Raw genomic sequence first — 25,785 nt, 5'->3', positions numbered from 1 at the left:
TACCTATGCACTTCTCTTTCTCCGAAACTGAAGAGCGCTTCCAACACGATATGCGGAGTTTCCTGCAGGCATCGCTGCCGCCGGATTGGGACGGCCCGGTTCTCAGCAGCGAAGAACGAAACATGGAGGTCATCCTCGTTTTACGCAAGAAATTGGCGAAGAAGGGCTGGCTGACGATAGGTTGGGCTAAGGAATACGGCGGGCTCGGCGAATCGCCGATCATGCAGACGATCTACCTCGAAGAACTGGCCTACCATCGAGCCTCAGTCCGGGACATCGGCGTCGAGCTCTTGGGGCCGACATTGGCCCTTCATGGCACCGAGGAGCAGAAGCGTACCTTTCTGCCCCCGCTTTCCAGAGGGGAGATGGTATGGTGCCAGGGCTACTCCGAGCCGGGAACCGGCTCGGACCTCGCCTCCCTCACAACCCGGGCGGTGGAGGATGGAGATGACTTCATCGTCACCGGGCGAAAGGTCTGGATAAGCAACGCGCACCTATCGAACTGGATGTTCCTCTTGGCGCGTACAGGAGAGGCAAACTCTCGCCACAATGGGCTGAGCTTTCTGCTCCTTGATATGAAGTCGCCGGGAGTGACGGTGCGGCCTATCCATGACATGATCGGCGGCCATCATTTCAATGAGGTTACTCTCGATGACGTCCGGATCCCGAAGCGCTGGCTTGTCGGCGAGAAGAATCGCGGTTGGGCTGTATCGGTGACGCTGCTGACATTCGAACGGCAACGGATCGACTACTCCGCCAGGGGGCGCAGGACACTCGAGGAGCTTGTCGCATATGTCAGGGATATTTCCGCGCTCAGCCGTGAGAGCGCGTCGGCAAGGCTTATTCGCCAGAGCCTCGCCGATCTTGTTATTCGAGTGAACATGAATCGGCTGATGGCCTACCGGGTGGCCCAGGCCTTTGCCAAGGGAGAACTCCCCACCACCCAAGCCTCAATCACCAAGGTATCTGGGGCAGAGCTGCTCCAGGCCATGGCTCGGGTAGGCATGCAGCTGCTCGGCCTGTACGGTCAAGTTGAGACCGAATCAAAGCATGCGAAGCTGGCAGGGAGACTGCTGCGGATGTATGCCCTATCGCTAAGCACATCCATCGCCGGCGGCACGAACGAGATCCAACGAAATCTAATCGCGACGCGAGGTCTGGGATTGCCGCGGTAGGTCCCTTGCCAACGACACGAAGGTTGTATGAGGGAGACCGAATCCTGAAGCGCGCGCTATGCGCTCAGCCCTACCACTGCACAAACATCGGCATGACCACGTGCTTGTAATTCGCGTCCTTGGCGCCGCTGAGGTGGAAGAGCCCCGGGCTTGAGGCGTTCGTCACGTCCAGCAGCAGCTCCCCTTTGCCGATGACGTTGAGCACGTCCGTCAGGTACTTCGCGTTGAAGGCGATCTTCGCCTCCGGCCCCCCGATGTGCGCCTCGATTTCGCCCACGTTGTCGCCTACCTCTTCCGCCCTGGCGGAGACCGCCACTTTGCCCTCGCCGTCCGCCCCGTCCTTCGGCGTCATGTGCAGCCGCACGATGCCGCTGGCGTCCCGCGCGAAGATCGAAGCCGCCTTCGTCGCGCGCAGGAACTCCTCCAGGTCAACCGTGACCCGGGTGCTGTGCTTCTGCGGGATCAACTGCGAATAGTTGGGGAAGGCCCCTTGGATGAGCTGCGAGACGAGCCGCACATTCTCCATGGAGAAGAGGATCTGGCTCTTCGCCGCGTTCACCGTGACCGTCACGGGGTCCTTCGCCTCGGCGATGAGCTTCCCTACTTCGTTCAACGCGCGCGCCGGGACGATGACGGACAGCTTCTCCTTCACCGGCGTGCTCACCTTCGTCTTGTCCACGGAGAGGCGGAAGCCGTCGGCGGCGGCCAGCGTCAGCATGTCGCCCTCCACCTCCAGGTTGACGCCCGTCAGCACAGGCCGCGAATCCTCCGTCGCCGCCGCGAAGACGACCCTGCCGATGGCGGTGCGCAGATGCTCCGCCTCGATCTTCATCGTCACGCCCTGGTCAATCGTCGGGATCGGCGGGAAGTCCTCGGCGTCCATGCCGCTGAACCGCGCCTCGAACTTGGCGCATTTCAGCTGGAGGCTCTTGGACTTGCCGGAAAGGTCCATCTCCACCTTATCGTTCGGGAGCGAATTGACGAAGTCCGTGAGCAAGCGCGCGGGAACGGTGATGGCCCCTTCCTTCTCGATCTTCGCGCCGACCCAGTGGACAATGGCGATCTCAAGGTTCGTGGCGGCGAGCTTCAGCCTGCCATTCTCCGTCGCCAGGTAGACGTTATTCGTGATCGGCAACGTTGTGCGCGTTGCCACCGCGCGGCCCACAATGGCCAGCCCACGACTCAGGTTCTCTTGCAGACAAGAGAGCTTCATGCGCCACCCCCGAAAGAGTGGCGGTAGTATACAACATGTAGGAAAACCGCCACAAGGGAAAGCTGTCTATTGTGGATAGGCCTGGACCTATGCCGCCAGCGCTTTCTCCGCCGCCCTTACTGTCTTTTGGATATCGCTCTCGCTATGGGCCAGCGAGACGAACCACGCCTCGAACTGCGAAGGCGGCAGGTAGATGCAGGACTCCAGCATCCTGTGGAAAAAGGCCCCGAACTGCTGGCGGTCCGCCTTTTCCACCGCCGCCCACGAATCGGCGGGGCCCTTGGCGAAGAAGAGCGTCAACAGCGAGCCCATGCGCGTGATGGCGACCTCCCGCCCGTTCTTCCGCGCCGCCTCCCCCAATCCCACCTCCAACGCATTGGACGCCTTCTCCAGCCGCTTGTAGACACCCGCCGCCGAAAGCGCCTTCAGCGTCTCTATGCCCGCCGTCATCGCCAACGGGTTGCCGGAAAGCGTTCCCGCCTGATAGGCCGGGCCGAGCGGCGCGATCTTCTCCATGATCTCTCTGCGACCGCCGTACGCGCCTACAGGCATGCCACCGCCGATGATCTTCCCCAGGCACGTCAGGTCGGCCTTGATGCCGTAGAGCTGCTGTGCGCCGCCGAAGGCGACGCGAAAGCCGCTGATCACCTCATCAAAGATGAGCAGCACGCCGTGGGCATCCGCCATCTCCCGCAACGCCTTGAGGAACCCCGGCTTCGGCGGCACAACGCCGATGTTCGCCGCGATCGGCTCGATGATGATCGCCGCCACTTTGCCCTTGTTCGCCTGCAGCAGCGCCTCCACGGAAGAAGCGTCGTTATACTTCGCCACCAGCGTCAGCGCCGCGTAGGCCGCGGGCACCCCCGCGCTGTCCGGCACGCCGAAGGTCGCGCCGCCGGAGCCTGCCTTCACCAGTAGGCCGTCGGAGTGGCCGTGGTAACAGCCGTCGAACTTGACAATCGTGTCGCGGCCCGTGTAGGCCCGCGCCGCCCGGATGGCGCTCATGCACGCCTCCGTGCCGGAGCTGACGAACCGCAGCATCTCTATCGAGGGGAAGGCTTTCACCACCAGCTTTGCCAGCGTCGTCTCCAGCTCCGTCGGCGCGCCATAGCTCGTCCCCAGCCTCGCCGCCTTCTGCAGCGCCGCCACAACTTTCGGATGGGCGTGGCCCAAGATCAGCGGCCCCCAGGAGCCGACGTAGTCAACGTAGCGCTTGCCGTCGGCATCGAAAAGGTACGCCCCCCTGCCGCGCGCGATGAATCGCGGCGCGCCGCCCACCGCGCGGAAGGCGCGAACCGGGCTGTCAACGCCGCCGGGCAGATACCGCTGTGCCTCTTGAAAGAGCCTTTCGGAGCGGCTAGGCATCGAGGTCCCGCAGCATGGCCTCAGCAGAGGCGAACTTCTTCACCCGGCCGGCCTTGATATCCGCCTCTGCCTCCGCTTCGGCCTCTTGCCACGACGCCGACCAGAACCATGCCTGCTCGTGCTTATAGAACGAATGGAATTCCTCCATAGCGATAAGACGGAAAATCCTCTCAAAATGTTTCATCCACGGCTGGCAATTTTACTCGCTCAGCCACTTCGCCGCATCCTTGGCGTGGTAGGTGATGATGATGTCCGCCCCCGCGCGCTTGATGCCCGTTAGCGCCTCCATCACGGAGCGCCGCTCGTCCAGCCAGCCGTTGCGCGCCGCCGCCTTCAGCATCGAATACTCGCCGCTCACATTGTATGCCGCTATGGGCAGGTCGAACCGCTGCCGTGCCCGCGCGATGATATCCAGATAGGCCAGTGCCGGCTTCACCATGATGATGTCCGCCCCTTCGCCAATATCCATCTCCATCTCGCGCAGCGCCTCCCGCGCGTTCGCCGGGTCCATCTGGTACCCGCGCCGGTCGCCGAACTGCGGCGCCGAGCCTGCCGCTTCGCGGAATGGCCCGAAGAACGCGGAAGCGTACTTCGCCGCGTAGGACATGATGGGCGTTGTGCTGAAGCCGTCGGCGTCCAGGAGTCTTCGGATCGCCGCCACGCGCCCGTCCATCATGTCTGACGGCGCGACGACGTCCGCCCCCGCCTTGGCGTGTGAAAGCGCCGCCTGCGCGATGAGCTCCAGGCTCTTGTCATTCTCCACATGCCCGTCCACTACGATGCCACAGTGCCCGTGGTCGGTATATTCGCACAGGCAGACGTCCGTAACGACGACTATCTCTGGAACGGCCTGCTTGATCGCCCGCACCGCCTGCTGCACGATGCCGCTCTCCACATAGGCCTCGCTCCCAACGCCGTCTTTCGATGCTGGGATGCCGAAGAGCAGCACCGCCGGGATGCCCAGGCGCTTCACCTCCTGAGCCTCGCGAACCGCCTCGTCCGGCGAAAGGTGGTAGCAGCCCGGCATCGCCGAGATCTCCTTGCGCACGCCCTTCCCGTGTGTCACGAACATCGGATAGATGAAGTCCTGGGGCGAAAGCGAAGTCTCGCGCACCAGCTGCCGCACCGGCTCGCTCCGCCGCAACCGCCGCATCCGCAAGACGGGAAATATCGCCGCCATCCCTATCCTCCCTTTCTCGCCGCCCACGCCTCCAGCGCCGCCACCAACCCGGTCGTCGTATTGTCGCCCGCCATCACATCCACCCGCAGGCCGTTCTCCTCCGCCGTCTTGGCCGTCACGGGGCCGATGCATGCCACCGTGACCCCGTTGATAAGCGGCCTCGCCTTATCGCCCAGGAGTGTCATCAGGCTCATCACCGTGGACGAGCTTGTGAACGTCACGATGTCCACTTCGCCTCCGGTCATCGCCCGCACGGCCTTCGTCCGCGATTCCTCCGGCATGGCCGTATGGTAGGCGGGCACATCGGTCACCGTCGCTCCCATCGCCTGCATCTGCTTCACGATCGCGTCCGGCGCGATGTCCGAGCGCGGCGTCAGGACGCGCTTGCCCTTCAGCCTCGCCTCGCCCATCTCCTTCACCAGCACTTCCGATGTGTGCTTGGACGGCACGAAATCCGGCTCACGACAGTGCCCTCTCAGCGTGTTCGCCGTCGCGCGCCCAACCGTCGCCACCTTGTTGCCCGCCAGGGCGGCGGCATCCTTCCCGGCGTGCGCAAGCCGCTTGAAGAAATAGTCAACGCCGTTGGAGCTGGTGAAGACCACCCAATCGTGATTGCCAAGGCGCGCGATGGCCTCATCCATAGGCCGCCAGTCCGGTGGCGGCCCCACGATGATCGCCGGGATCACCACCGGCGCCGCACCCGCCTCCGCCAGGAGATTGGCAAAGGCCGAAGATTGGTCTGGGGAGCGCGTCACCATCACACGCTTCCCGCTTAGAGGCTTCGCCGCTCGTTCTCTGCTCATGCCTTCTCTTTCTCTCCCGCGAGCACGTCGGCCGCGCCCATCGCCAGGAGGCGGTTCGCCAGGCGTGTGCCCAGGCGCTCGGGGTGATTGTCTGTGCCGCTCGCCGTCGCCCTCAGCACCCGCCGCCCCGCCGTATCGGAGACCATCGCGCGCAGATAGAGCTTCGCGCCCTTGCGCTCGGCGTATGCCGCGATGGGCGTCTTGCAGCCGCCGCCCAAGGCGCGCAGCACCGCCACCTCCGCCGTCACGGCCGCCGTGGCCGCCCGGTCCCGCGCCGCAGCCGCGATCTTCGCCGTCGCCCCATCGCCGGCGCGAACCTCCAGGGCCAGCGCGCCCTGCCCTGGCTCCGGGATACAGATACTCGGAGCGATATATTCCCTGATGTGCCTATGCATGCCTAGCCGGTGAACGCCTGCCGCCGCCAGCACCACGCCGTCGAACCCCGGCCCGCCCGCCTTCGCGATCCGCGTGCCCACGTTTCCCCGGATGGGCAGCACCGCTAGGTCGGGCCGCCAGGCCCGCATCTGCGCCGCCCGGCGCGGACTGCTCGTGCCCAGCCTCGCCCCCTTCGGCAACGCCTGCAGCGAGGCATAGCTCGGCGAGACCAGCACGTCCCGCGGGTCCTCCCGCTTCGTGATCGCCGCGATGGCAAAGCCTGGGGCAAGTTGCGTCGGCAGGTCCTTGAAGCTGTGCACCGCCAGGTCTATCTCCCCGCGCTCCAGCGCCTGTTCAAGCTCCTTCGCAAAGAGCCCGCGCGGCAGGCTCTCAAGCGGCGCATCGGCCTTCACGTCGCCCTGGGTGCGTATCTCCTTGATGATGAACGAAACCTTAGGGAAGCGCTTGCGCAGCAGCGCGATGACGCCCTTCGTCTGCGTCAGCGCCAGCGGACTGCCCCGCGTGCCGATGGTGATGCGCTGACGTGGAGGCATGGCGCACCGGCGGCTAGTTCGCGCGCGGCTCGGTCTGCTCGAGGCGGAACAGCTGCTTCGCCGATTCGACCTGCTCTTTGTTCTGTCCGTCTTCGCGAAGGACGTTGATGGGATCGTCCAAGAGCTTTCGCGTCAGCGCCGCCGCCAGCGCTTCGATCTGTTCCCTATCTTCCTGCGCAAGATGGCCCAGCTTGCGCATCGCCTTCGCCACCTCTCGCGCCTTGATTGCTTCAGCTTTCTCACGGAGAGAAGTGATTACCGGCACCGCCTCCAGACCGTCAGCCCACGCCATGAAGCGCGCCGTCTCTTCGGCCACGATCGTCTCCACTTTGCTCACTTCCTGCTGTCGGCGCTCCCGGTTCGCAAGGGAGACCGCCTCCAGGTCGTCAATGTCGTACAGATAGACGTTCCGCACCTTCCGGCTCGCCGGGTCAATGTCCCGCGGCACCGCGATGTCAATAAGGCACAAGGCTCGCTCGCCCCGCTGCTCCATCGCCCGGTTCACCATCTCCGCCGGAATCACGAACTTGGCGGAGGCCGTCGCGCTGATCACGATGTCATAGTCTATGAGCGCGTCGCTCAGCGCCTCAAAGTCCACCACGCGCCCGCCCAGTTCGCCCGCCAGCGCCGCCGCCCGCTCCCTGGTGCGGTTCGCCACACCGATCTCTTTCGCTCCTGCGTCGCGCAGGCTCTTCGCCGTCAGCTTCCCCGCCTCGCCGGCGCTGATCACCAGCACGCGGCATCGGGACAGGCCGTCAAACACTTGCTTCGCCATCTGCACGGCGGCATGGCTCACCGATAGGGCATGCCGGCTGATCTCCGTCTCTACACGCGCCCTGCGCCCCGTGCGCATCGCGTGATGGAAGAGCCGGGAAAGCGTCAGGCTTACCGGGCCGGTCATGGAGGCCGTCACGAGCGCCTCCCGCACCTGCCCCAGGATCTCCGTCTCCCCCAGGATCATCGAGTCAATGCCCGAGGCGACGCTGAAGAGATGGCGCACCGCCTCGGCACCCTCCCAGGAATAGAGATAGGACGCAAGCTCCCGAGGCGGAACGTGGTGGAAGTCGGCCAGGAACCCAGCGATGCTCACCCTGCCGTCCGTATCATCGTCCGTCAGGCCGTAGACCTCCGTCCGATTGCACGTGGAAAGGATGACGCCGCTGGGAACAACGCGCCACAGCGCCTCATGGGCGGGCGCCAGCTCCTCGCGCACCATCGCCAGCCGCTCCCGCACTTCCACGGGCGCCGTGTGATGATTTACGCCGAGAGCGACGATCTTCACACTAGCCTCGCCTCTCGTACGCTTCGGAGATCGCCAGCAGCACCGCGTCCTCCAGGGAAGCGATGCCGCTCAGGATCTCGCCGATGTTCTGGCTCGTCGCAGGCTGCTTCGTCATCGCCTCGTGCAGCGAATTGCGGAAATAGACAAAGGCGGAGAGCGCATCCTTCAGCGAGACCTTCGCCGAAGAGAGCAGCCGCCCGTACTCCAGTCCGATGTAGCGCGCCTCTTCCGCCAGCTCCGTCTTCTTCCGCTTCTGGCTCACATAGTCCGTCGCCAGGTTCACCAATAAGCGGCCGAGTACCCGCATCCGGTTCTTGGTCTCTTCGTCAAAGTGGGCCGTCCAATCGTAGGTCTGCCCCTTGTTCCGGTGGAACCGCCTGCGGATCCGCTCCACCGTCGCTTCTTGGGAGACAGCGCCTCTGCCGGGACTTGCGCGCTGCCCCTCGGACACCAGCTGTTCGATATCCTCTTTGGAAAAGCGGCGATGGCCCCCCGGCGTCCTGAAGCTGCGTACCCGTCCGCCGTCCGCCCAGCCGCGGAGCGTCGTCTCATTGACGCCAAGGATGCTCTTAGCGTCACCTAGGGAAAGCCACTTCTCTTCTGCCAGACGGGGCATAAATCTATGGAAATCTAGTGAATTGTCTGCCTTTTCGAAGCCACGGTACAGGCTACCAGGAGGGATTGTGAAAGTCAACGCATACTACAACCCCTCCACTTCGGACATTTGATTCAGGAATCCAATCTGGTATGGTTGCTTGCTTTTGGCAGGCCACGGCTGTGCCTTTAAGCCGCTCCGGAAGGCTCTGCCTATGCTATAGTTGGCCCCAAGGGCGCATCATGGGCAAGTGGCTTCTCCTCTATCAGAATCCTGAAACAGCCGGAGACGGCAATGCCGACCGTCTGGACGATGTTCTGAAAGTCCGCGAATCTCCTCAACGCTCCCAGCTCTTCGCCAAGCTCCGCCGCGAGATCAATGACGAGCGCGTCATCGCCGCCATGGAGCGCCTCCCCAGGGAAATCTTCATGCCTATCGGCGTCCGCCACATGGCCTATGCCGATCAGGCCCTCCCCATTGGCAGCGGCCAGACGATCTCTCAACCCACCATCGTCGCTATGATGACCTCCGCCCTCAAGCTCACAGGCCGCGACCGCGTCCTCGAGCTCGGCACCGGGAGCGGTTACCAGGCCGCCGTCCTCGCCTCCTTGGCCAAGGAAGTCATCACCCTGGAGCGGCATCCCGCCCTCATCGAATCGGCCCGTAAAACCCTGGACGCCCTTGGCATCATGAACGTGCACATCCGCCAGGCCGGCAAGGGTCTCGGCCTCCTGGAAGAAGCCCCGTACGACGCCATCATCGTCACCGCCGCCGCGCCGCGCATCCCGGACTCCCTGGTGGCCCAGCTCAAGGTCGGCGGGCGCATGGTTATCCCCGTCGGCCCGCGCCACGGCCAGGACCTCCTCGTCGTCACCAGAACGGCCGATGGCGTCACCACGGAGACCCTCGGCCCCTGCGGCTTCGTCCCCCTCATTGATCCTGAAGCCTGGCCGGATGAATCGTAAGCGACTTGTAAGAAGTTCCCGGCACCTTTAGCATAGGCCGTTCCATCCAACCGTTCGAAAGCATATGAGAGGAGACCTTGCATGGCCGAACGGCAACGAGTCCCGCCCGGACAGGATGTCACTCAGAAGTTCCCCGTTCTTACCTACGGTGCCACGCCGCGTTTCGATCCCAAAAAGTGGAGCTTCCGCGTCGTGGGCCTCGTCGAAAACCCCATTGAGCTAACCTACGACCAGTTCATGAAGCTCCCCAGCGTCCACGTCACCGCCGATTTCCACTGCGTCACCCGCTGGTCCCGCCTGGATAACCTCTGGGAGGGCGTCAGCATGAAGGAGATCTTGAAGGCCGTGCGCCCCAAGCCTGACGCCAAGTTCGTCATGGCCTACTGCGATGGCGGCTACACCACCAATCTCCCCATCAGCGCCATCATGGAAGACAACGTCCTCCTGGCCTACAAGCACGATGGGAAGAACCTGGAGCCCGATCACGGCTGGCCCCTGCGCCTCATCGTCCCCAGCCGCTACGCCTGGAAGAGCGCCAAGTGGCTCCGCGGCCTAGAGTTCATGGCCGATGACCGCCCCGGCTTCTGGGAGGTCAACGGCTATCACAATGACGCCGACCCCTGGAAGGAAGAGCGCTTCTCCGATTAGCAGCGCCCTTTGAAAGGCAAAAAGAAGGCCCGCCGTACGGCGGGCCTTCTTTTTATTCCGTGCGATAGCGACGCGCTAGTTCAGCGCCGATACGCCACGATAACCGACATCCTTATGCAACGGCGATTTTGGGAGCGCCGACTGCCTTCGCGGCAGGCTTCTGCACGGGAAGCGCAGGCTTCGCATCCAAGTCCTGCACCAGTCCGCACTGCAGGCACTGGCGGAAATGGCCGTATGTATCCTTCTCTTGATACATATCGCCCCCGCACTTCTTGCAGCTCTTCAAGTACAACATCTCGTTCCTCCCGACTGGGCTTCTCTCACTCGGCTCCATCCCAGTAGTCTTTCTTTGGATGCCGATTCGCCTTCCGGGAGCTTCTCCTTGGAAGTGGTATGTTCTGAACTTTTTCAAAACTTGCTCAAAATCGTACATGAGCCTCCACAGCTTGTCAATACCTCTCGGCGGCCCGGGCTATTTCCCTGCCGGCTTGCCGCTCACCGAAATCTTAATCTGCTTCGGCTTCGCCCCTTCCGCCTTCGGGATCCTCAGCGTCAGGATGCCGTTCTCATACGTAGCCTTCGCCTGGTCTACCACTAGGGAATCGGGCAGCATCACCGTCGCCGCATAATCGACCGTCCACAGGTCGCGATAGAACCAACGGACGGCCTTCCTCTCCGCCTCCTCGTCTTCCTGCCGCTTCGCCCGGATCGTCAGCCGCCCGCGCTCGATCGTGATCTCGGCGTCGCTCGGCTTCACGCCCGGCAACTCCGCCCGCACCACAAGCTCCTCAGGCGTCTCATACATGTCCACGCCTGTGGAGCGCGCGCTGGCCGCCACACTCCTTGAGAACCTGAACGGGTCCTCAAACACCCGGTCCATCGCCTGTCGTATGGACTCCAACTCCATGAACGGATGCCGCATCTGCAAGATCATCGCTAGTCTCCTTCTGATATCCTTCGGGCCTGCGGCCGATGATTCGTTACGCAGTAGAAGAATTGATATCTCTCATGTCAATAGACATAGCACCATAAGGTGCATTCCCCCTATCCCGTTCCGTTGACATTCCCGTGACATGGTGCTATAAATGGGTGTGTCTCCAAACGACTCACACGGAGGCAAGGGCACGATGAGAAAAGCGCAAGGCCTCTACATCATCAGTGTTGCCGCCCAGTTGCTGGAGCTGCACCCGCAGACCCTCCGCAAGTATGAGCGCGCCGGATTTATCGAGCCGCCTCGCATGGGCACGCTTCGCCTTTACTCGGAGGAAGATATCGCCCGCCTGCGCCTTATCAAATACCTCGTGGAAGATTTGGAGTTGAACCTCGCAGGCGTCGAACTGGCTCTGGCTATCACCAACAAACTGCTGAACCTCCGTGCGCGCCTTGCCGCGGAGTCCGGCGAAGGCCAGGCCAAACAGCATGCCCTCAAGGGCATTGACGATGTCCTCTCCCTCCTCGGCGTCGAGGTCGTCGGCGAAAAAGAGGCCGAGCAGGAGAGGGCCGCGCCTCCCTCCTTCACCACCGCCGCTCGTCGCGGCCCGCCCACCACCGTCCACGTTCGCGTCAACGCATAGACGCGTCAATCCCAGGAACCCACTCCAGCAAGGAGCCCCGTCATGGCAAAGATCATCGGTATAGACCTCGGCACCACCAACTCCTGCGTCGCAGTCGTGGAGGGTGGCGAGCCGCGCGTCATCGAAAATGCGGAAGGCGGACGCACTACCCCTTCCGTCGTCGCCATCAACCCCAAAACCGGCGAGCGCTATGTCGGCCAGGTCGCCAAGCGCCAGGCCGTCACCAACCCGGAGAACACCATCTACTCCATCAAGCGCTTCATGGGGCGCAAGTTCGATGATCCCTCCGCCCAGCGCGATACCAAGAACGTGCCGTATAAGGTCGTCAAGGCCCCCAACGGCGATGCCCAGGTGATGCTCGGCGGAAAGACCAACTCACCCCCGGAAGTCTCCGCCATGATCCTCCGTAAGCTCAAGGAAGACGCCGAAGCCAAGCTCGGCGAAAAGATCGCCAAGGCCGTCATCACCGTCCCCGCCTATTTCAACGACGCCCAGCGCCAGGCCACCAAGGACGCCGGCACCATCGCGGGCCTCGATGTCCTCCGCATCATCAACGAGCCCACGGCCTCTGCCCTCGCCTACGGCCTCGATAAAAAGAAGGACGAGGTCATCGCCGTCTACGATCTCGGCGGCGGCACCTACGATATCTCCATCCTCCACATCGGCGATGGCGTCTTCGAAGTCAAGTCTACCAACGGCGATACCCAGCTCGGCGGTGACGATTTCGACCAGGTCATCATGGACTGGCTCGCCGGCGAATTTAAGAAAGAGCACGGCATAGACCTCACCAAGGACCGCCTCGCCGTCCAGCGCCTCAAGGAGGCCGCGGAGAAGGCCAAAATCGAGCTCTCCTCCGTCAACCAGACGGAGATCAACCTCCCCTTCATCACGGCGGACGCCAGCGGCCCCAAGCACCTCGTCACGCAGATGACCCGCGCCAAGCTCGAGCAGCTCGTCATGCCCCTGGTGGAGGGCACCTTCCCGCCCATGAAGCAGGCCCTCGCCGATGCCAAGATCACCCCAAAGGACGTCAACGAAGTCGTCCTCGTCGGCGGCATGACCCGCATGCCCCTCGTCATCCAGAAGGTCAAGGAGTTCTTCGGCAAGGACCCCCATCGCGGCGTCAACCCGGATGAGGTCGTCGCCGTCGGCGCCGCCATCCAGGCCGCCGTCCTCGCCGGTGAAGTGCGCGATATCCTCCTCCTGGATGTCACGCCGCTCACCCTCGGCGTGGAGACCCTCGGCGGCGTCACCACGTCACTCATCCCGCGCAACACCACCATCCCCACCTCCAAGTCGGAGACCTTCAGCACCGCCAGCGATAGCCAGCCTCGCGTGGAGATCCACGTCCTCCAGGGCGAGCGCCAGCTGGCCAAGGACAACAAGTCCATCGGCCGCTTTATCCTGGATGGCCTCCTCCCTGCGCCGCGCGGCATGCCCCAGATCGAAGTCACCTTCGATATAGACGCCAACGGCATCCTCTCCGTCTCCGCCAAAGATAAGGGCACCGGCAAGGAGCAGAAGATCGTCATCCAGCCCAGCTCCGGGCTCGATAAGGCCGCCGTCGAAAAGCTCGTCAAGGAGGCCGAGTCCCACGCCGAAGAGGATAAGCGCAAGCGCGAAGAAGTGGACGTCAAGAACCGCGCCGATAGCGCCTCCTACAACGCAGAAAAACTCCTCAAGGATCACGCCGCGGCCATCCCCGCCGACCTCAAAACGGACGTCGAAGGCAAGATCGCCGCCCTGCGCTCAGCCCTCCAGGCCAACAACGCCGAAGCGACCAAGTCCTCCCTCGCCGAGCTTGAAGAGGCCCTGCAGAAGATCGGCCAGCACGTCTATGCCAAAGGCCATCCCGGCGCCGGCCCTCAGCAAGACGGCCCCCCGGGTCCCGGACAAGAAGGCGGCCAGCCCGGCGATGGCGGCCCCGGCGGCGGCAAAGGCGGTGACACCGTTGAAGGCCAGTATCGCGAGGTCTAGCGTAGTGTGAACTCCCTCGCCGGGACATTTCCTCGGCCCAGTCCGCCTGAGCCGATAGGTCAGGCGGAAGTGTTTGCATCCTGGTTGATAGGGATGCGCCCTATCGTTTCCACGACTCCCTGTGCCGCACCGGAGAGCGCCGTCCGCCCGGGAGAGGCCGCTGCAACTCAATTCATGAACCGTGATTCATCCATGTGGTAAAATCTCGCGAACGCTGTATATAATGACAGTGATAGCCCGCTGATAGAGGAGGATTCCCATGGCGCCCTCCGAACAGATTGAACAGCCTCGGCTCATCGCCCTGGAGCCTGCCTCCACGAGCCGCGCAGGCCTCAGCCAGCGCCAGCAGCACTTCCTGGAGCGCCTCCAGTCCCTCTCCCAGCGCCGCGAAGACCTCCTGCGCACGAATCCTCAGGACAAAGAAGGCCTGATGCTTCTCTCTCGCGGCATCTTCGCAACCCTCATGGACTGCATCGCGGAAGGTGTCGGCGATCAGGCCCATGCCATTCTCGTCACATCCCAGCGCGCCCCCAAGTCCGTCTAGCGGCGGGGCCCTTTGTCCCGCGACCGCACCGCCACCCTGCGCGAAGGCGACCCCGCACCCGATTTCTCTCTCACCGCTGCCTCCGGCAGGACCGTGATTCTGGCGGAAACGCTCAAGCGCTCCGCCCTCTTGCTCGTCTTCCTCCGCGGCACCCTCTGACCCAACTGCCGCCGCTGGCTGGCGCAGTTGCGCCAAGACTTCCCCAGGTACGCCGCCGCGGATGTGGCCGTCTTCGCCATCGCCGCCCAGAAACCCGATTCCCTGCGCCACTGGACCGACGCAAATCCCCTCCCCTTCGATTGGCTCTCCGACCCTGACCGCGCCGTTATTAAGGCCTATGGCCTCCATGTCCTCCTCTCGTACGACTCCTTCCACCTGGCCCGTCCCGCCGCCATCCTGATAGACAGGCAAGGCCTCATCCGATTCATCTACCGCTGCCGCACCCAGTGGGACATCCCCTCCAGTCAAACGATGCTCTCCGCCCTCGCTCGTCTCCCTAAGGCCTAACCACGGCACCACTCTCACCCTATGGAGGACCCCAGAGTTTCCGGGAGCCCTCCTAGTCCTCCTTTTCAAGGCTCTCCTCGGGAGAGAGCTTCCCTTCCTGCCTCTGCTATCATGTCTGCCGCCTCACCACGCGCCAAAGGAGCCGCCTCATGGAACAGCGCCGACTCGGAACCTCAGGCCTCAGAGTCCCCATCCTCGGCCTCGGCACTAACAACTTCGGCTCCAGGAGCGATGAATCCCAGTCCACCCGCGTCCTGGATCAGTCCATAGACATCGGCGCCACCTTCATAGACACCGCCGTCATCTACAGCAACACCCTCTCCGAGCAATTCATCGGCAGGGCTATCAAAGGCAAGCGCGATAAGGTCATCCTCGCCACCAAGTTCGGCTCCGTCCCCATCGGCGGCGGCAACATGGCGGATGCCTCCCGCAAGCACATCATGGAATCCGTGGAGGCCAGCCTCAAGCGCCTCCAGACCGATTACATAGACCTCTACCAGCTCCACATCCCGGACATGGTCACGCCCCTGGAGGAAACCCTCCGCTCCCTGGACGACGTCATCCGCCAGGGCAAAGTGCGCTACATCGGCAGCTGCAACTACACCGGCTGGTTCGCGACGGAGGCCGAATGGACAGCCCGAACCAACCGCCTCAACCGCTTCGTCTCAGCCCAGAACTACTACAACCTCCTCAAGCGCGGCGTGGAAAAAGAGCTGATCCCCGCCTGCAAGCACTTCGGCATCGGCCTCATCCCCTACTTCCCTCTGGAATCCGGGGTGCTCACCGGCAAGTACAAGCAGGGCGCGCCCATCCCTCCCGGGAGCCGCATGGATAAGGCCGCCAACTTCCGCAGGTCCCTCACGGACGCCAACTTCGCAAAGGTGGCCGCTCTGGAAAAGTTCGCCAAGGAGCGCGGCCACACCGTCGGCGAGCTTGCCATCGCCTGGCTTGCCAGCAACCCCGCAGTCAGCACCATCATCTGCGGCGCTTCGAGTCCCGAGCAGGTGGTGGAGAACGCCAAAGGCCTCACCTGGAGGCTTACGCCCGAAGACCTGAAGGCGATAGACGCCATCGCCCCTGTGGAATAGCCGCGCCGCCTAGCCGATCCCGTGGACCGGGAAGACCAGCCGGCGCACCTTCTCCACCGTCGCCTCGGCAAAGGCCCGCGCCCGCCGCCGCGTCTCTGCATCCAGGGGCGCGCCGCCGTCCCTCAGCTTCGCGATGCCGTACTTCTCCCGAAAGGTCGCGGGGATAGCGTCCGGAAGCTCCATGTTCGCCATGATGCCGTAATCGTTCGCCCAGCCGCGCGCCACCGCCTCCAGGTCATAGCCTCCGCCGCCGAGCGCGACCCACTTCTTGGTCAATTCCCCCAGGCGCTTCACGATCTGCCCGTGTCCCTCCACCGTCATGCCGCCGTGGGTCAGCGGGTCGTTGAAGTGCGTGTCCATCCCCAGCTGCGTCACGAGCACATCGGGCTTGAACGATGCCAGGATCGGCGGGACCACCTGCTCGAAGGCCCACGTATGCGTCGCATCGTCCGTGTACGGCCCCAGGGGCACATTCACCGAGTAGCCCTTCCCCTTGCCTGCGCCCATCTCCTCCACGTCGCCCGTCCCCGGAAAAAGGAACCTCCCCGATTCGTGGAGCGAGATCGTCAGCACCTCGTTCGTGGCGTAGTAGGCCGCCTGGACACCGTCGCCGTGGTGGCAATCTATGTCAATGTAGGCGCAGCGGAGGCCCCGTCGCCGGAGGAACTCGATGGCGATCACCGGGTCGTTGAAGATGCAGAAGCCGGAGGCGTAGCCCTTCATCGCGTGGTGCAGCCCGCCGGAGACGTTGAAGGCCACATCGGCGCGGCCCTCAGCCACAAGCTCCGCCGCCACGAGCGAGCCTCCGGTGGAGAGCGCCGAGGCCTCATACATCCCTTCGTAGGGCGGATTATCCCCCTGGGCGCTGAAGTGGTACCGCTCCGGGGCATACTCCGATTCCCCCCGGCTGATGGAGGCGACGGCGTCCACATAGTCCCGATCATGGAACCACGTCAGCTCTTCCACCATCGCCGGCCGCGGCGCAACCAACGCCGATCGCCGGAAGGCGCCGTAGGCATCCAGCAGCTCGTAGACCAGCCTCAGGCGCGTGGGCCGCATCGGGTGGTCCGTGCGGAGCACATGCGTCGAAACCTGGTGGTCATAAATGAACGCCGCGCGCCGTGCCGCCATCTTTCTCTCCGGCGATATTCTACACAAGCCTTGGGAGGTATTGATGCGCGCTCGGCGTGGCGGCTCTTTTGGATGACTCCTTTCCGAGGGTGTCTTTGGTGGGGAAATTTGTTCTGCAGAGGGCCCGACGGTGTGCCATGGGTGGACGCGTCCAGCAAAGGTGCGGGCGTCTAACGTTCCCGGAAGGCCGGGACAGGGCATCGCGATAGCGGTCTCGCGACTTCCCCACAGTGCCCTCGGCGACATGGGTCAGCCGGTCACGCCCGCGTATGAGTCGTCCAGGACGGACAGATCGTACGATCTTCCTTTGTCGCGTGGGCCTAGGCCAGGTGCGAGTGCGATGCGGGGGCTGAGCGCCGGGTACCATTCGGCGCGGCGTCCCGCAACGGGGCCGCTCTGCAGAACTCTGTGGCATAGGCTGAGGGTGTATCGCCATACGTTCCTCTACTTCCATAGTAAGTACTAACGTCAAGTGGGGAGAGGACAAGAGGGTCTACCACCGAGAGCACAGAGGGCACAGAGATGAGGAGGGAACAGAGGAACGCAGAAAGGTAGGAAGGAGGAGCAGCTACCCCGCCAGGCCAGTCTCCACAAGAGCCCCTTCCATAGCCGTGATCAGGCCTTTGACGTGGGCGGGCTTGGTGGCGGCGGTGACGATGCCGCGCCCCCGGGCGAAGTAGCCCTTGTTGAAGAGGGCCATGCCGAGCTTGCCGGAGAGGTCGGCGCGGGCTGCGGCTGAGGTCTGCCAGTCCCACACGTCGGCCTCGCTCCAGTGGTAGCAGAACATGTGGCCAACGCCCGTGACCTTGATGGGAAGCTCCATCCTAGCAAAGAGGGCGCGCATCTCCGAGCGAACCATCTCGCCCAGGGAGTGGATGTACTTGTAGACGGCAGGCGTCATGGCTTCAAGGGCCGCCGCGCCCGCAACCATCGCCAGGGGATGGCCGGAATAGGTGGCGACGTGGTTGACGATGGGCCGCTCGCCGCTGGGGCCGGGAGCCGTGAGCGCCATGAGGTCCTCGCGGCCGCCGAAGAAGCCGAAGGGGATGCCGCCGCCGGCCGATTTCCCGGCGGTGGTCATATCGGGGATGACGCCATAGTGTTTCTGGGCTCCGCCCTTGGAGAGCGGGAGGGAAATCATCTCGTCGAAGATAAGGATGATGCCGTGGCGCTTGGTGACCTCGCGCAGCATCTCCAAAAAGCCGGGGATGGGCGTGATGCAGCCGCCGCCGCCAAGGACAGGCTCGACGATGACGGCGGCAAGCTCGTCCTTGTGCCGGGTGATGAGCCGCTCGCACTCCTCGGTGTGGTTGAACTGGAGGCGCACGACGCTCTCGGCCGTTCCGGGCATCAGGCCCGCCGCCGTCTGCTGGGGGTCGCGGAGGTAGTTCTTCCCCAGGCCGATCCAGGCGACATCGTGGTTGCCGTGGTAGCCGCCGTCCATCTTGGCGATCTTGCCTCTCCCGGTAAAGGCGCGGGCGATGCGCAGGGCGAACATCGTCGCCTCGCTACCCGTGGGGGCGAAGCGCACCTTTTCCACGGAGGGGATGCGCCCGCAGATGAGCTTCGCCAACCGCTCTTCGTAGACAGAGGCGAGGGTGTAGAACATGCCGTTCTTGATCTGTTCCTGGAGGGCCTTGCGCACGGCAGGCGGGTTGTGCCCCAGAGGCAGGCCCATGCTGCCGTTCATGAAATCGGTGATGCGGCGGCCATCGGCGTCATAGAGGTAGGGGCCCTCGGCGCGGACGATGTAGGTGGGGTAGGGAACCATGGAGCCGGTGCTGGAGAGGCCGCCGGCGATGTACTTGCCGGTGCGCTCCCAGACCTTGCGCGACTTGGGGGTGAGGCGTCGGTACTCCTGGGCGATGGGGTCTTCCGGCATGGGGCGCTCCTGGCGAAGGATGGGCGTAACTATGGCGTGAGGCGATGGTGCCGTCAAGGGAGGGGAAGGGCCCGGGGGTAATCCGGGGGGAGGGCCAGGGGCTGTGCTATAGTTTCGCCACTTTGAAGCGAGGTGATGGCGATGATCCGTCGAGTGTCCTATGTGCATTTCAAGGAGGGGACGAGCCCTGCGCAGGCGGAGACCGTTCTGGGCGATGTGCGCGCTTTGCCAAGCAAGGTGCCGTCCATCGCGCGGGTGCAGATCGGGGCGAACCTGCGGGCGAACAGTCCCATCTCGCACATGTGGGATATGGAGTTCACCGGGGAGAACGCGGTGCAGGCGTACCAGGACCACCCGTACCATGTGCAGAAGCTGGTGCCGGTCTTCAGCCAGTCGGCGCCGACGCGGATCGCGGACAAGTTCGAGCCGATCTACTATTCAGCCTATCGCTCGGGGACGCGGAGCCCGGGGATGCGGAACCTGCTGAGGCGGGTGATGGCGATCCAGGTGAAGGACGGGACGCCGAAGGACAAGGTGGCGGAGTTGGAGGAGATGCTGTTGGGCCTGCCGCGAGAGGCGCCGAGCATCGGTAATTTTTCCCTGGGACATGTGCTGCACGAGTACGGGCCGCCGAATAAGTGGACGCATGTGTGGGAGCTGGAGTTCGCCGACCAGGCGGGGATGACACTCTACGATAAGAACCGCTATCACCTGGAGGACGTTGCGCCGTATTTCCGGGCGGGCGGGCCGAAGCAAATCGTCGAGGCTATCCAGTTCGCGTGGGTGCAGACAGAGAAGTCGTTCATCGCGAAATGATCAGAGTCGGCATCGGCTTGCCATCCACGATCCCCGGCACGTCCGGCGAGCGCATCCTGGAGTGGGCGCGCAGGGCGGATGCGGGGCCGTTCTCCTCGGTTAGCGTCATTGACCGGCTGGTCTACGCCAACTACGACCCGCTCATCGCGCTGACGGCAGCAGGGGCGGTGACGAGGCGCGTGCGGCTGGTGACGGCCGCGCTCATCGGGCCGCTGAGACAGACGGGGGTCCTCGCAAAAGAGGCGGCTTCGCTGGACGCAATCTCAGGAGGACGCCTGACGCTGGGGCTCGGCATCGGCATCCGCCAGGATGATTTCACCGCCGCGACTGCGGAGCTCAAGGACCGCGGGGCAAGGTTCGATAGGCAATTGGAGCTGCTGCATCACATCTGGTCGCAGAAGCCGTTCGCGGAGGGGCAGGGAGTGATTGGGCCTGCGCCAACGCGGAAGGGCGGGCCGGAGGTGCTGATCGGGGGGTTCTCCGATAAGGCGGCGATGCGGATCGCGAAATGGGGCGACGGGTATATCGCAAGCACAGGGCCGCGCTCGGCGGGGAAGCTGTACGCGACGGCGGAGCAGGCATGGCGCGAGGCGGGGCGGCCGGGGAGGCCGCGATTCGTCGCGGGGTCGTTCTTCGCCCTGGGGGATGAAGCGAAGGAGCGCGGGCGAGCATATGTGCGCGGGTATTACGCGTTCGGCGGCGCGGCGCTGGCGGAGGGAGCGGTGAAGGGGATCCTGGATTCGCCGCAGGCGATACGGCAGGCGGTGCAGGCATTCGCGGACGCGGGAGCGGATGAGGTGATCTTTTCGCCGACGGATAACGGGATGGAGCAAATGGAGCGGTTGGCGGAGGTTGTGGGGTAGGGGGAAATTTGACCTAACCTCTGGCCCCTTCCGTAGCTCGAAGACGAGCACACGAAGGGAGGGATAGGGGTTGCAGTAGCAGCCCAGTTTGGTGGGTGGGTTGCGGGGCAACCTGGGGGATTTCAGAGACCTCTCCCCTGGCCCTCTCCCGGACGCTTCCCGAGGTGCACTAGGAAGCTGGGCGAGGGTAAGAGCGCAGGGTGCGCTCGACAGGGAGGGCTGGCCTCTCCGGTGATATCGGAGCCCTGTGGGTAGGCCAGCCCCTACCGGAGTAGAGGATAGGCTGAGGGGCAACCCGGAGAGCGCAGGCCCGTTCGTCGTGGTGATTGGACATCACCGCGCCTCAGGGCGACAGAGAGGAAAAGGAGTGCGATGGCGAAGAGCTATTGGCTAGTGAAATCGGAGCCGGGGGAGTATGCATATGACGACCTGGTGAGGGACAAGATGGCGGAGTGGGACGGGGTGCGGAACTACCAGGCGCGGAACAATCTGCGCGCGATGCGGACTGGCGATGGGGTGCTGTTTTACCACAGCAGCACCGACCCGCTGGAGATCGTGGGGACGGCGACGGTGGCGCGTGAGGCGCACCCGGACAAATCGGCGATGGATAAGAAGTCGGACCACTATGATCCGAAGAGCACGCCGGAGAACCCGATCTGGTATGTGGTGGACCTGAAGCCGGATATGCGGTTCAGGCGGCCGGTGAGCGTCCAGGCGATACGGGCGAACCCGGCGCTGGCGAATATGGTGCTGTTGAAGCGAGGTCGGCTCTCCGTGCAGCCGGTGACGGAGGCGGAGTGGAGCGAGGTGGTGAGGATGGGGAAGTAGGGGGGAGGAGAGGTTCATGGAGCAGGGAGCATGGTTACGGAGGGGAGGATTGTCCGCAGATGTCGCAGAGAACGCAGATGGGGAAAGGTTTAGGGGGCAGGATATGAAAGCGAGTGAGTTATTCCGGGAGCTGCCGACGCTGAGGACGAAGCGACTTGTGCTGCGGAAGCTGACGATGGCGGATGCGGAGGCGGTCTATGCGTACGGTCGTGACCCGGAGGTGACGAAGCATGTCGCGTTTCCGACGCATCGCTCAATCGAGGATGCGAAGAGTTTTCTGCGCGATACGCTGAAGCACTATCGCAGAGGCGAACCTGCCTCTTGGGCCATCGTGCGTAAGACAGATAATCGGCTCATCGGGGCGATCGGATTTATCCATTATTCAGAAAAGGACGCACGCATCGAAGCCGGGTACGCTTTAGCGCGTGATTCCTGGGGGCAGGGCTCCATGACGGAGGCATTCGGAGAGGTCCTGCGCTTCGCGTTCCAGCGACTCGGTATCAACCGGGTGGAGGCGCGCTGCAGTCCCGATAATATCGGATCGTATCGAGTGATGGAGAAGTGCGGGATGCGATACGAAGGGCTCTTGCGACAACACGACAAACCCAAAGGGAAATTCCAAGACCGAAAGCTCTATGCCATCCTGCGCGAGGAGTGGCTGGCACAGCATAAACGGGGAGGGATGTGATGGAATCCACGCTCTATCTGCAGGAGATCGTGAAGGTGACGCCGGGGAAGTGGGATGCGTACGTAGCAGCGATGGAAAAACGGGGAGTGGCGGCGACGGAGCGGGCGGGGCTGAAGCTGGTGGGGGCGTGGCAGGTGCAGTTGGCGCTCCGCGAGGCGCTGCTCATCTGGAAAGTGGAGTCGCCGGATGCCTTTTCCGACGAAGGCTGGCTGCTGCGCGCGCCGAAGGCGCAGCCGAAGGGCGGCGCGTGGAGCAGGGAGCTTGCGACGCTGGTGGAGGACGTGGAGGGGAAGCTGATGTCGCCGGTGCCGGTCTCGCCGGCGCCGCAGCCGGGGGTGGTGCGCGGAGCGAAGCGCCGCAGGCTTTTCTTCCACGAGACGATGCAGGTGAATGCGGGGAAGCTGATCGAGTACCTGGAGGCGTTGAAGGTGGAGGCGATCCCGAAGTGGGATGCCGCCGGGTGGCGCGTGGAGGGCATCTTCCTGAACCACATGAAGCCTCGGGAGTTGTTGTGGTACGTCTCCAACGAGTCGGGCCGCAAGGGGCTGTTCGAGCCGAGCAGCTGGATGAAGCCGGGACGGCCGCTGCCGGAGCAGGGGGAGTGGGATTGGATGCGGAAGGGGTGGCAGTGGCGGCAGGAGTGGCAGGACAGGATGCTGCTGCCGCTGGGGTTTTCGCCGCTGAGGTAGGGGAAGGAGAGGAGTGCATCCACCGATTGCACAGATGAACACAGATCTGACAAGGTTCCGGAGAGATAGGTGAACCACTGAGGAGATTGAACGAAGGGGCTGAGGAGCAGCCCCTTCGACCTCGAATGCGGACTCCGGGGTCTCAGGGTGGCAAGGGCGTTAGACCAGGCCGTAGAAGCGGGCGACGTTTTCCCAGAGTATCTTGCGGCGTTCGTCTTCGGTGGCGTCCGCGAGGTGTTCGGCGATGACGCGGCGGGATTCGGGCCAATCGCCTGCCGAGTGAGGAAAGTCGTTCCCCCAGCAGAGGTTCTCCACACCGATGAGTCGGCGGTTCTTCATGGCATAGTGGTCGGTCTGGAAGCCGAGGAGGACGTGCCTCTTGAAGTAGTCGCTGGGGAGCATCTTGAGCTTGACGCCCTTGGCGTGGCCGAACTGGTGGTAGATCTGGTCGGCGTGCTCCATGAAGTAGGGAGCCCAGCCTGCGCCGGTCTCGGCGAAGTGGATGCGGAGGGCGGGGAAGCGGTCGAAGACGCCGCTGACGATGAGCTGGCAGACGGTATAGGCGGGGCGCGGACAGCCGCCGGCCATGACCTGGTGAAGGGGGGCGCCTGTGCCTTCGAGGATCTGGCCGCTGCGCTTCGGCTCGCCGGCGGCGTCCTGGCTGAAGGTGACGTGGGCGGTGATGGGCGCTTTCAGGGAGAGGGCAAGCGACCAGAAGGCATCGTCTTCCGGAGAGGGATGGCCTTTGCCGCTGGGCCATGCGCCTAGCTGCCAGCCTTTGATGGCCTTGTACCCCCGGGTGCGCTTGAGCTCATCCACGGCATCTTCGATGCCCGTCAAGGGAACCTGGGCGAGGCCCCAGAGGCGGTCGGGGTTGTGGGAGCAGAAGTCCTTGGCCAGGAAATCGTTGTAGGCTTCGATGCAGGCGAGGTAGAGGTCGCGGTCTTTGATGCGGCCGAGGAAGCCCGGCCCTGCGACGGCGGCATATTCAACCTCGGCGTCCACGCCGTCCTGGTCCATCTCGCGCAGGCGCTGGGCGGCATCGCCCGTGCCGATGTGGTTCTCGCGGTAATACCAGCCGTAGGTGCGCCGCTTTTCCGGGTTTTTGCCCGCGGCGAGGTTCATGCCGAGGGGCACGGCGCGGTCTATGCCTTCGGCGATCCAACCCTCGCCGAAGACGGGCATGCCCGGCGGCAGGTCGCGCTCGGTGAGGGGGACGACGCGGGGGCCGCGGTCGCGGTAGTCGGCGGGGAGACGCCAGGTCCACCGATCGGGCGAGATTTCGAGGTGGGTATCCGAGGAGATGACGCTGTAGGAGGGCATGGGACTGTCCTTAGCGCTTGGCGGTGAGGAGGTGGATGATTTTGGGGGCGATCTCCCGCGCACGCAGCTGGAGCATCTCGCGGCTGAGGCCGCCGACGGGGAATGGGACGACGACGTAGTCGTAATCGGGGACGCCGCTGACGCGCTTCATGGCCTCGGCGGAGCCGACCAGGGGTTCGGCGATGATAGCGACGGAGGGGACGCCGGTCCACTCGAGCTCGATGCAGTCGCGCATACTGCGCGACGAGCAGGAGCCTCAGTCGCCTATGGCGGTGACGACGGCCCCCGCTTCCCTGGTGAGGCGCTCAAAATCGGCCTTTCTGGGCGGCACGGAGACGCTGTCCTTGCGGAAGCGAAGCGGCGCAGGCAACTCGAAGCTCTTCGAAAGCTCTTCGTAGACGGCCTCAAGGAACTCGCCGCTATTGGACTTGCCGTTGGCGAGGAGGCCGAGTACCGCGCCATCCAGAGTGGGCTTGCGCCGGGCCATGGGCCGTGGGTCTTTGCCCTTGAGGGGGCCGGATGACGGGTCGAGGATGATGTAGGGCTTGGCCGCTATGGTCATGGGCTCCTCCGTGGAGGTTCGATGATGCGCGTCACGGGGCCGTGGCTCGGGAAGGGCACCATGAACCAGCTCTGCATCATGGCGCGGCCGCCCGCTGCGACGACGAGGATGTTGTCCGGGCTGGTGATGGGGGAGCGGAACTCCCAGCCGCTCGTAGGGGCGCGGAGCTTGGGGAAGAGATAGTCGCGGATGTTAGCCTTGGTCCAGCCAGCCTTGCGGCAGAGCTCCATGTGCTCCCACCCGATGACGACGAGGAGGCTGCGGACGGCATCGTAGCTGGAGGTCTGCTCGTAGGTCCAGACGCTGCGGACGAGGAAGGCGGCACGATCGAGGAAAGACTGGGGCGAATCGGGCCGGAGGCCGGTGGCCTTGACGGAGTCCATAACGGCGAAGAGGGTGACGGCGCTCGAATCCGGGGAGAGGCCGCGCTCGACGTGCAGGGGCGTCCAGGGGCTCTCCTCTTCGTTCTCACCGAAGCACCAGGTGAAGCGGCCGGGTTGGGAGAAGGAGGCGCGGTCGAGGAAGCCGGGGATGGAGCGGGCAACGTTGCGGATGACGAGGCGGACGGCGCGGCCGATGGTGGCATTGGCTCGGAAGCCGGGGCCGAAGGCGCCATCGCGGCAGTTGACGGCAAGCGCTTTGCGGATGGGGCCGTTGACGACGATGATCTGGGCGGCGCCGGAGAGGGTGCCGGAGTTGGCGTGGAGGTTGAAGGGCTCTTCGCACATGGCGCGGCAGGCGGCGACGACGACGGGCATGTATTCCGGGAGGCAGCCGGCCATGACAGCGTTGGCGGCGACCTTTTCGGCGGTGATGACGACTTCGCGGGTGGGGACGGAGCCGATGACATCGGCGGGATCGAGGCCCGCGGCGTCCAGGAACTCGGCGACGCGCTGGGGCGTAGGCGGCATGACGGGGAGGCCATCGGTCCAGCCGCGCTCGAAGCAGGCCTCGATGGCTTCGACGGGGCCTTCAACGGCGACTTGGGCAGAGCGAAGGGGAGAACTCATGAGAGGGAATATAGCATACCGGAGGGAGGGGGAGGTGCAGAAGGGAAAGAAAAGGCCCCCGGTGATCGGGGGCCTTTGAGATTCTGGAGCGGAAGACGGGATTTGAACCCGCGACCCTCTCCTTGGCAATTAGGCTCACTAGGATATC

Annotated in this window: 28 protein-coding genes; 13 read left to right on the top strand and 15 right to left on the bottom strand. The window is 64.0% G+C overall.

The annotated features are described in order from the left end of the window. Positions 1 to 5 precede the first annotated feature (5 nt). The gene (locus tag FJ039_04525; protein MBM4405437.1) at positions 6 to 1,175 is read left to right on the top strand and encodes an acyl-CoA dehydrogenase; all 1,170 of its coding nucleotides are present in this window, start codon (positions 6 to 8) and stop codon (positions 1,173 to 1,175) included. Between the two features lie 70 nt (positions 1,176 to 1,245). Here the strand turns inward: FJ039_04525 and dnaN are convergent, their stop codons facing one another. From dnaN to FJ039_04490, 7 genes are all read right to left on the bottom strand, one after another. Next, a complete protein-coding gene (gene dnaN, locus FJ039_04520) occupies positions 1,246 to 2,388 on the bottom strand; it encodes a DNA polymerase III subunit beta (protein ID MBM4405436.1) in 1,143 nt (380 codons plus the stop codon). A gap of 87 nt (positions 2,389 to 2,475) precedes the next feature. Then, positions 2,476 to 3,753, bottom strand: a complete 1,278-nt coding sequence (gene hemL / locus FJ039_04515) for a glutamate-1-semialdehyde-2,1-aminomutase (protein ID MBM4405435.1) — start codon at positions 3,751 to 3,753, stop codon at positions 2,476 to 2,478. 199 nt (positions 3,754 to 3,952) lie between these two features. Continuing rightward, entirely contained in the window at positions 3,953 to 4,933 is a 981-nt protein-coding gene (gene hemB / locus FJ039_04510; GenBank protein MBM4405434.1) for a porphobilinogen synthase, read from the bottom strand. Between the two features lie 2 nt (positions 4,934 to 4,935). Beyond that, positions 4,936 to 5,736: a uroporphyrinogen-III synthase gene (locus tag FJ039_04505; protein MBM4405433.1), complete on the bottom strand. Its 801-nt coding sequence runs from the start codon at positions 5,734 to 5,736 to the stop codon at positions 4,936 to 4,938. Then, a complete protein-coding gene (gene hemC / locus FJ039_04500) occupies positions 5,733 to 6,665 on the bottom strand; it encodes a hydroxymethylbilane synthase (protein ID MBM4405432.1) in 933 nt (310 codons plus the stop codon). Before hemC ends, FJ039_04505 begins: the two co-directional genes overlap by 4 nt. A gap of 13 nt (positions 6,666 to 6,678) precedes the next feature. Next, the gene (locus FJ039_04495; protein MBM4405431.1) at positions 6,679 to 7,947 is read right to left on the bottom strand and encodes a glutamyl-tRNA reductase; all 1,269 of its coding nucleotides are present in this window, start codon (positions 7,945 to 7,947) and stop codon (positions 6,679 to 6,681) included. A 1-nt stretch (position 7,948) separates the two neighbouring features. Beyond that, positions 7,949 to 8,563 carry a helix-turn-helix domain-containing protein gene (locus tag FJ039_04490; GenBank protein ID MBM4405430.1) on the bottom strand — a complete coding sequence of 205 codons (615 nt, stop codon included), beginning with the start codon at positions 8,561 to 8,563 and terminating at the stop codon, positions 7,949 to 7,951. Between the two features lie 221 nt (positions 8,564 to 8,784). On the opposite strand from FJ039_04490, the gene FJ039_04485 reads away from it, so the two are divergent. Together FJ039_04485 and FJ039_04480 are read left to right on the top strand one after the other, a co-directional pair. Then, positions 8,785 to 9,507 (top strand): protein-L-isoaspartate(D-aspartate) O-methyltransferase, encoded by a 723-nt coding sequence (locus FJ039_04485; GenBank protein MBM4405429.1) that lies wholly within the window; start codon positions 8,785 to 8,787, stop codon positions 9,505 to 9,507. An 81-nt stretch (positions 9,508 to 9,588) separates the two neighbouring features. Beyond that, on the top strand, positions 9,589 to 10,155 hold the full coding sequence (locus FJ039_04480; protein MBM4405428.1) for a sulfite oxidase-like oxidoreductase: 567 nt from the start codon (positions 9,589 to 9,591) through the stop codon (positions 10,153 to 10,155). Between the two features lie 112 nt (positions 10,156 to 10,267). Here FJ039_04480 and FJ039_04475 read toward each other — a convergent pair whose 3' ends face one another. Beyond that, positions 10,268 to 10,450, bottom strand: coding sequence for a hypothetical protein (locus FJ039_04475; GenBank protein MBM4405427.1), 183 nt, complete (start codon positions 10,448 to 10,450; stop codon positions 10,268 to 10,270). A 177-nt stretch (positions 10,451 to 10,627) separates the two neighbouring features. Next, positions 10,628 to 11,089, bottom strand: coding sequence for an Hsp20/alpha crystallin family protein (locus FJ039_04470; protein MBM4405426.1), 462 nt, complete (start codon positions 11,087 to 11,089; stop codon positions 10,628 to 10,630). 193 nt (positions 11,090 to 11,282) lie between these two features. Between FJ039_04470 and FJ039_04465 the strand changes: the two genes are divergently transcribed. From FJ039_04465 to FJ039_04445, 5 genes are all read left to right on the top strand, one after another. Then, positions 11,283 to 11,729, top strand: coding sequence for a MerR family transcriptional regulator (locus FJ039_04465; protein ID MBM4405425.1), 447 nt, complete (start codon positions 11,283 to 11,285; stop codon positions 11,727 to 11,729). Positions 11,730 to 11,771: 42 nt separating this feature from the next. After that, on the top strand, positions 11,772 to 13,706 hold the full coding sequence (gene dnaK / locus FJ039_04460; protein MBM4405424.1) for a molecular chaperone DnaK: 1,935 nt from the start codon (positions 11,772 to 11,774) through the stop codon (positions 13,704 to 13,706). Between the two features lie 259 nt (positions 13,707 to 13,965). Beyond that, positions 13,966 to 14,250, top strand: a complete 285-nt coding sequence (locus tag FJ039_04455; GenBank protein ID MBM4405423.1) for a hypothetical protein — start codon at positions 13,966 to 13,968, stop codon at positions 14,248 to 14,250. 177 nt (positions 14,251 to 14,427) lie between these two features. Next, entirely contained in the window at positions 14,428 to 14,757 is a 330-nt protein-coding gene (locus tag FJ039_04450; protein MBM4405422.1) for a peroxiredoxin family protein, read from the top strand. 149 nt (positions 14,758 to 14,906) lie between these two features. After that, a complete protein-coding gene (locus FJ039_04445; GenBank protein MBM4405421.1) occupies positions 14,907 to 15,845 on the top strand; it encodes an aldo/keto reductase in 939 nt (312 codons plus the stop codon). A 9-nt stretch (positions 15,846 to 15,854) separates the two neighbouring features. On the opposite strand, the gene FJ039_04440 is transcribed toward FJ039_04445, so the two are convergent. After that, complete coding sequence (locus FJ039_04440; GenBank protein ID MBM4405420.1) at positions 15,855 to 17,222, bottom strand: acetoin utilization protein AcuC; 1,368 nt, start codon at positions 17,220 to 17,222, stop codon at positions 15,855 to 15,857. 322 nt (positions 17,223 to 17,544) lie between these two features. Next, positions 17,545 to 19,026 (bottom strand): aminotransferase class III-fold pyridoxal phosphate-dependent enzyme, encoded by a 1,482-nt coding sequence (locus FJ039_04435; GenBank protein MBM4405419.1) that lies wholly within the window; start codon positions 19,024 to 19,026, stop codon positions 17,545 to 17,547. On the opposite strand from FJ039_04435, the gene FJ039_04430 reads away from it, so the two are divergent. From FJ039_04430 to FJ039_04410, 5 genes are all read left to right on the top strand, one after another. After that, positions 18,994 to 19,674 carry a Dabb family protein gene (locus tag FJ039_04430; protein ID MBM4405418.1) on the top strand — a complete coding sequence of 227 codons (681 nt, stop codon included), beginning with the start codon at positions 18,994 to 18,996 and terminating at the stop codon, positions 19,672 to 19,674. The two genes, FJ039_04435 and FJ039_04430, sit on opposite strands and share 33 nt — an antisense overlap. Next, positions 19,674 to 20,537 carry an LLM class flavin-dependent oxidoreductase gene (locus tag FJ039_04425; protein ID MBM4405417.1) on the top strand — a complete coding sequence of 288 codons (864 nt, stop codon included), beginning with the start codon at positions 19,674 to 19,676 and terminating at the stop codon, positions 20,535 to 20,537. The genes FJ039_04430 and FJ039_04425 overlap by 1 nt, the downstream gene beginning before the upstream one ends. A gap of 372 nt (positions 20,538 to 20,909) precedes the next feature. Then, positions 20,910 to 21,365: an EVE domain-containing protein gene (locus tag FJ039_04420; GenBank protein MBM4405416.1), complete on the top strand. Its 456-nt coding sequence runs from the start codon at positions 20,910 to 20,912 to the stop codon at positions 21,363 to 21,365. 16 nt (positions 21,366 to 21,381) lie between these two features. Next, a complete protein-coding gene (locus FJ039_04415) occupies positions 21,382 to 22,053 on the top strand; it encodes a GNAT family N-acetyltransferase (GenBank protein MBM4405415.1) in 672 nt (223 codons plus the stop codon). Further along, the gene (locus tag FJ039_04410; GenBank protein MBM4405414.1) at positions 22,053 to 22,742 is read left to right on the top strand and encodes a hypothetical protein; all 690 of its coding nucleotides are present in this window, start codon (positions 22,053 to 22,055) and stop codon (positions 22,740 to 22,742) included. Before FJ039_04415 ends, FJ039_04410 begins: the two co-directional genes overlap by 1 nt. Before the next feature lie 159 nt (positions 22,743 to 22,901). Here the strand turns inward: FJ039_04410 and FJ039_04405 are convergent, their stop codons facing one another. Genes FJ039_04405 through FJ039_04390 form a run of 4 tightly spaced genes read right to left on the bottom strand, consistent with a single transcriptional unit; the run spans position 22,902 to position 25,637 of the window. Then, the gene (locus FJ039_04405; protein ID MBM4405413.1) at positions 22,902 to 24,065 is read right to left on the bottom strand and encodes an amidohydrolase; all 1,164 of its coding nucleotides are present in this window, start codon (positions 24,063 to 24,065) and stop codon (positions 22,902 to 22,904) included. Between the two features lie 10 nt (positions 24,066 to 24,075). Continuing rightward, complete coding sequence (locus FJ039_04400) at positions 24,076 to 24,300, bottom strand: hypothetical protein (protein ID MBM4405412.1); 225 nt, start codon at positions 24,298 to 24,300, stop codon at positions 24,076 to 24,078. Positions 24,301 to 24,321: 21 nt separating this feature from the next. Then, positions 24,322 to 24,627: a hypothetical protein gene (locus FJ039_04395; protein ID MBM4405411.1), complete on the bottom strand. Its 306-nt coding sequence runs from the start codon at positions 24,625 to 24,627 to the stop codon at positions 24,322 to 24,324. After that, positions 24,624 to 25,637 carry a hypothetical protein gene (locus FJ039_04390; GenBank protein MBM4405410.1) on the bottom strand — a complete coding sequence of 338 codons (1,014 nt, stop codon included), beginning with the start codon at positions 25,635 to 25,637 and terminating at the stop codon, positions 24,624 to 24,626. Before FJ039_04390 ends, FJ039_04395 begins: the two co-directional genes overlap by 4 nt. Positions 25,638 to 25,785: the final 148 nt, after the last annotated feature.

The organism is Chloroflexota bacterium, from assembly GCA_016875535.1.
Taxonomy (GTDB): Bacteria; Chloroflexota; Dehalococcoidia; order SHYB01; family SHYB01; genus VGPF01.
This window is presented reverse-complemented; position numbering and strand designations above follow the sequence as displayed.

Coding starts and splice junctions, on each gene's coding strand:
- FJ039_04525 (MBM4405437.1), top strand. CDS start 6: ATGCACTTCTCTTTCTCCGAAACTGAAGAGCGCTTCCAACACGATATG.
- dnaN (MBM4405436.1), bottom strand. CDS start 2,388: ATGAAGCTCTCTTGTCTGCAAGAGAACCTGAGTCGTGGGCTGGCCATT.
- hemL (MBM4405435.1), bottom strand. CDS start 3,753: ATGCCTAGCCGCTCCGAAAGGCTCTTTCAAGAGGCACAGCGGTATCTG.
- hemB (MBM4405434.1), bottom strand. CDS start 4,933: ATGGCGGCGATATTTCCCGTCTTGCGGATGCGGCGGTTGCGGCGGAGC.
- FJ039_04505 (MBM4405433.1), bottom strand. CDS start 5,736: ATGAGCAGAGAACGAGCGGCGAAGCCTCTAAGCGGGAAGCGTGTGATG.
- hemC (MBM4405432.1), bottom strand. CDS start 6,665: ATGCCTCCACGTCAGCGCATCACCATCGGCACGCGGGGCAGTCCGCTG.
- FJ039_04490 (MBM4405430.1), bottom strand. CDS start 8,563: ATGCCCCGTCTGGCAGAAGAGAAGTGGCTTTCCCTAGGTGACGCTAAG.
- FJ039_04485 (MBM4405429.1), top strand. CDS start 8,785: ATGGGCAAGTGGCTTCTCCTCTATCAGAATCCTGAAACAGCCGGAGAC.
- FJ039_04480 (MBM4405428.1), top strand. CDS start 9,589: ATGGCCGAACGGCAACGAGTCCCGCCCGGACAGGATGTCACTCAGAAG.
- FJ039_04475 (MBM4405427.1), bottom strand. CDS start 10,450: ATGTTGTACTTGAAGAGCTGCAAGAAGTGCGGGGGCGATATGTATCAA.
- FJ039_04470 (MBM4405426.1), bottom strand. CDS start 11,089: ATGATCTTGCAGATGCGGCATCCGTTCATGGAGTTGGAGTCCATACGA.
- FJ039_04465 (MBM4405425.1), top strand. CDS start 11,283: ATGAGAAAAGCGCAAGGCCTCTACATCATCAGTGTTGCCGCCCAGTTG.
- dnaK (MBM4405424.1), top strand. CDS start 11,772: ATGGCAAAGATCATCGGTATAGACCTCGGCACCACCAACTCCTGCGTC.
- FJ039_04455 (MBM4405423.1), top strand. CDS start 13,966: ATGGCGCCCTCCGAACAGATTGAACAGCCTCGGCTCATCGCCCTGGAG.
- FJ039_04445 (MBM4405421.1), top strand. CDS start 14,907: ATGGAACAGCGCCGACTCGGAACCTCAGGCCTCAGAGTCCCCATCCTC.
- FJ039_04440 (MBM4405420.1), bottom strand. CDS start 17,222: ATGTCGCCGAGGGCACTGTGGGGAAGTCGCGAGACCGCTATCGCGATG.
- FJ039_04430 (MBM4405418.1), top strand. CDS start 18,994: ATGGCGATGATCCGTCGAGTGTCCTATGTGCATTTCAAGGAGGGGACG.
- FJ039_04435 (MBM4405419.1), bottom strand. CDS start 19,026: ATGCACATAGGACACTCGACGGATCATCGCCATCACCTCGCTTCAAAG.
- FJ039_04420 (MBM4405416.1), top strand. CDS start 20,910: ATGGCGAAGAGCTATTGGCTAGTGAAATCGGAGCCGGGGGAGTATGCA.
- FJ039_04415 (MBM4405415.1), top strand. CDS start 21,382: ATGGAGCAGGGAGCATGGTTACGGAGGGGAGGATTGTCCGCAGATGTC.
- FJ039_04410 (MBM4405414.1), top strand. CDS start 22,053: ATGGAATCCACGCTCTATCTGCAGGAGATCGTGAAGGTGACGCCGGGG.
- FJ039_04405 (MBM4405413.1), bottom strand. CDS start 24,065: ATGCCCTCCTACAGCGTCATCTCCTCGGATACCCACCTCGAAATCTCG.
- FJ039_04400 (MBM4405412.1), bottom strand. CDS start 24,300: ATGCGCGACTGCATCGAGCTCGAGTGGACCGGCGTCCCCTCCGTCGCT.
- FJ039_04395 (MBM4405411.1), bottom strand. CDS start 24,627: ATGACCATAGCGGCCAAGCCCTACATCATCCTCGACCCGTCATCCGGC.
- FJ039_04390 (MBM4405410.1), bottom strand. CDS start 25,637: ATGAGTTCTCCCCTTCGCTCTGCCCAAGTCGCCGTTGAAGGCCCCGTC.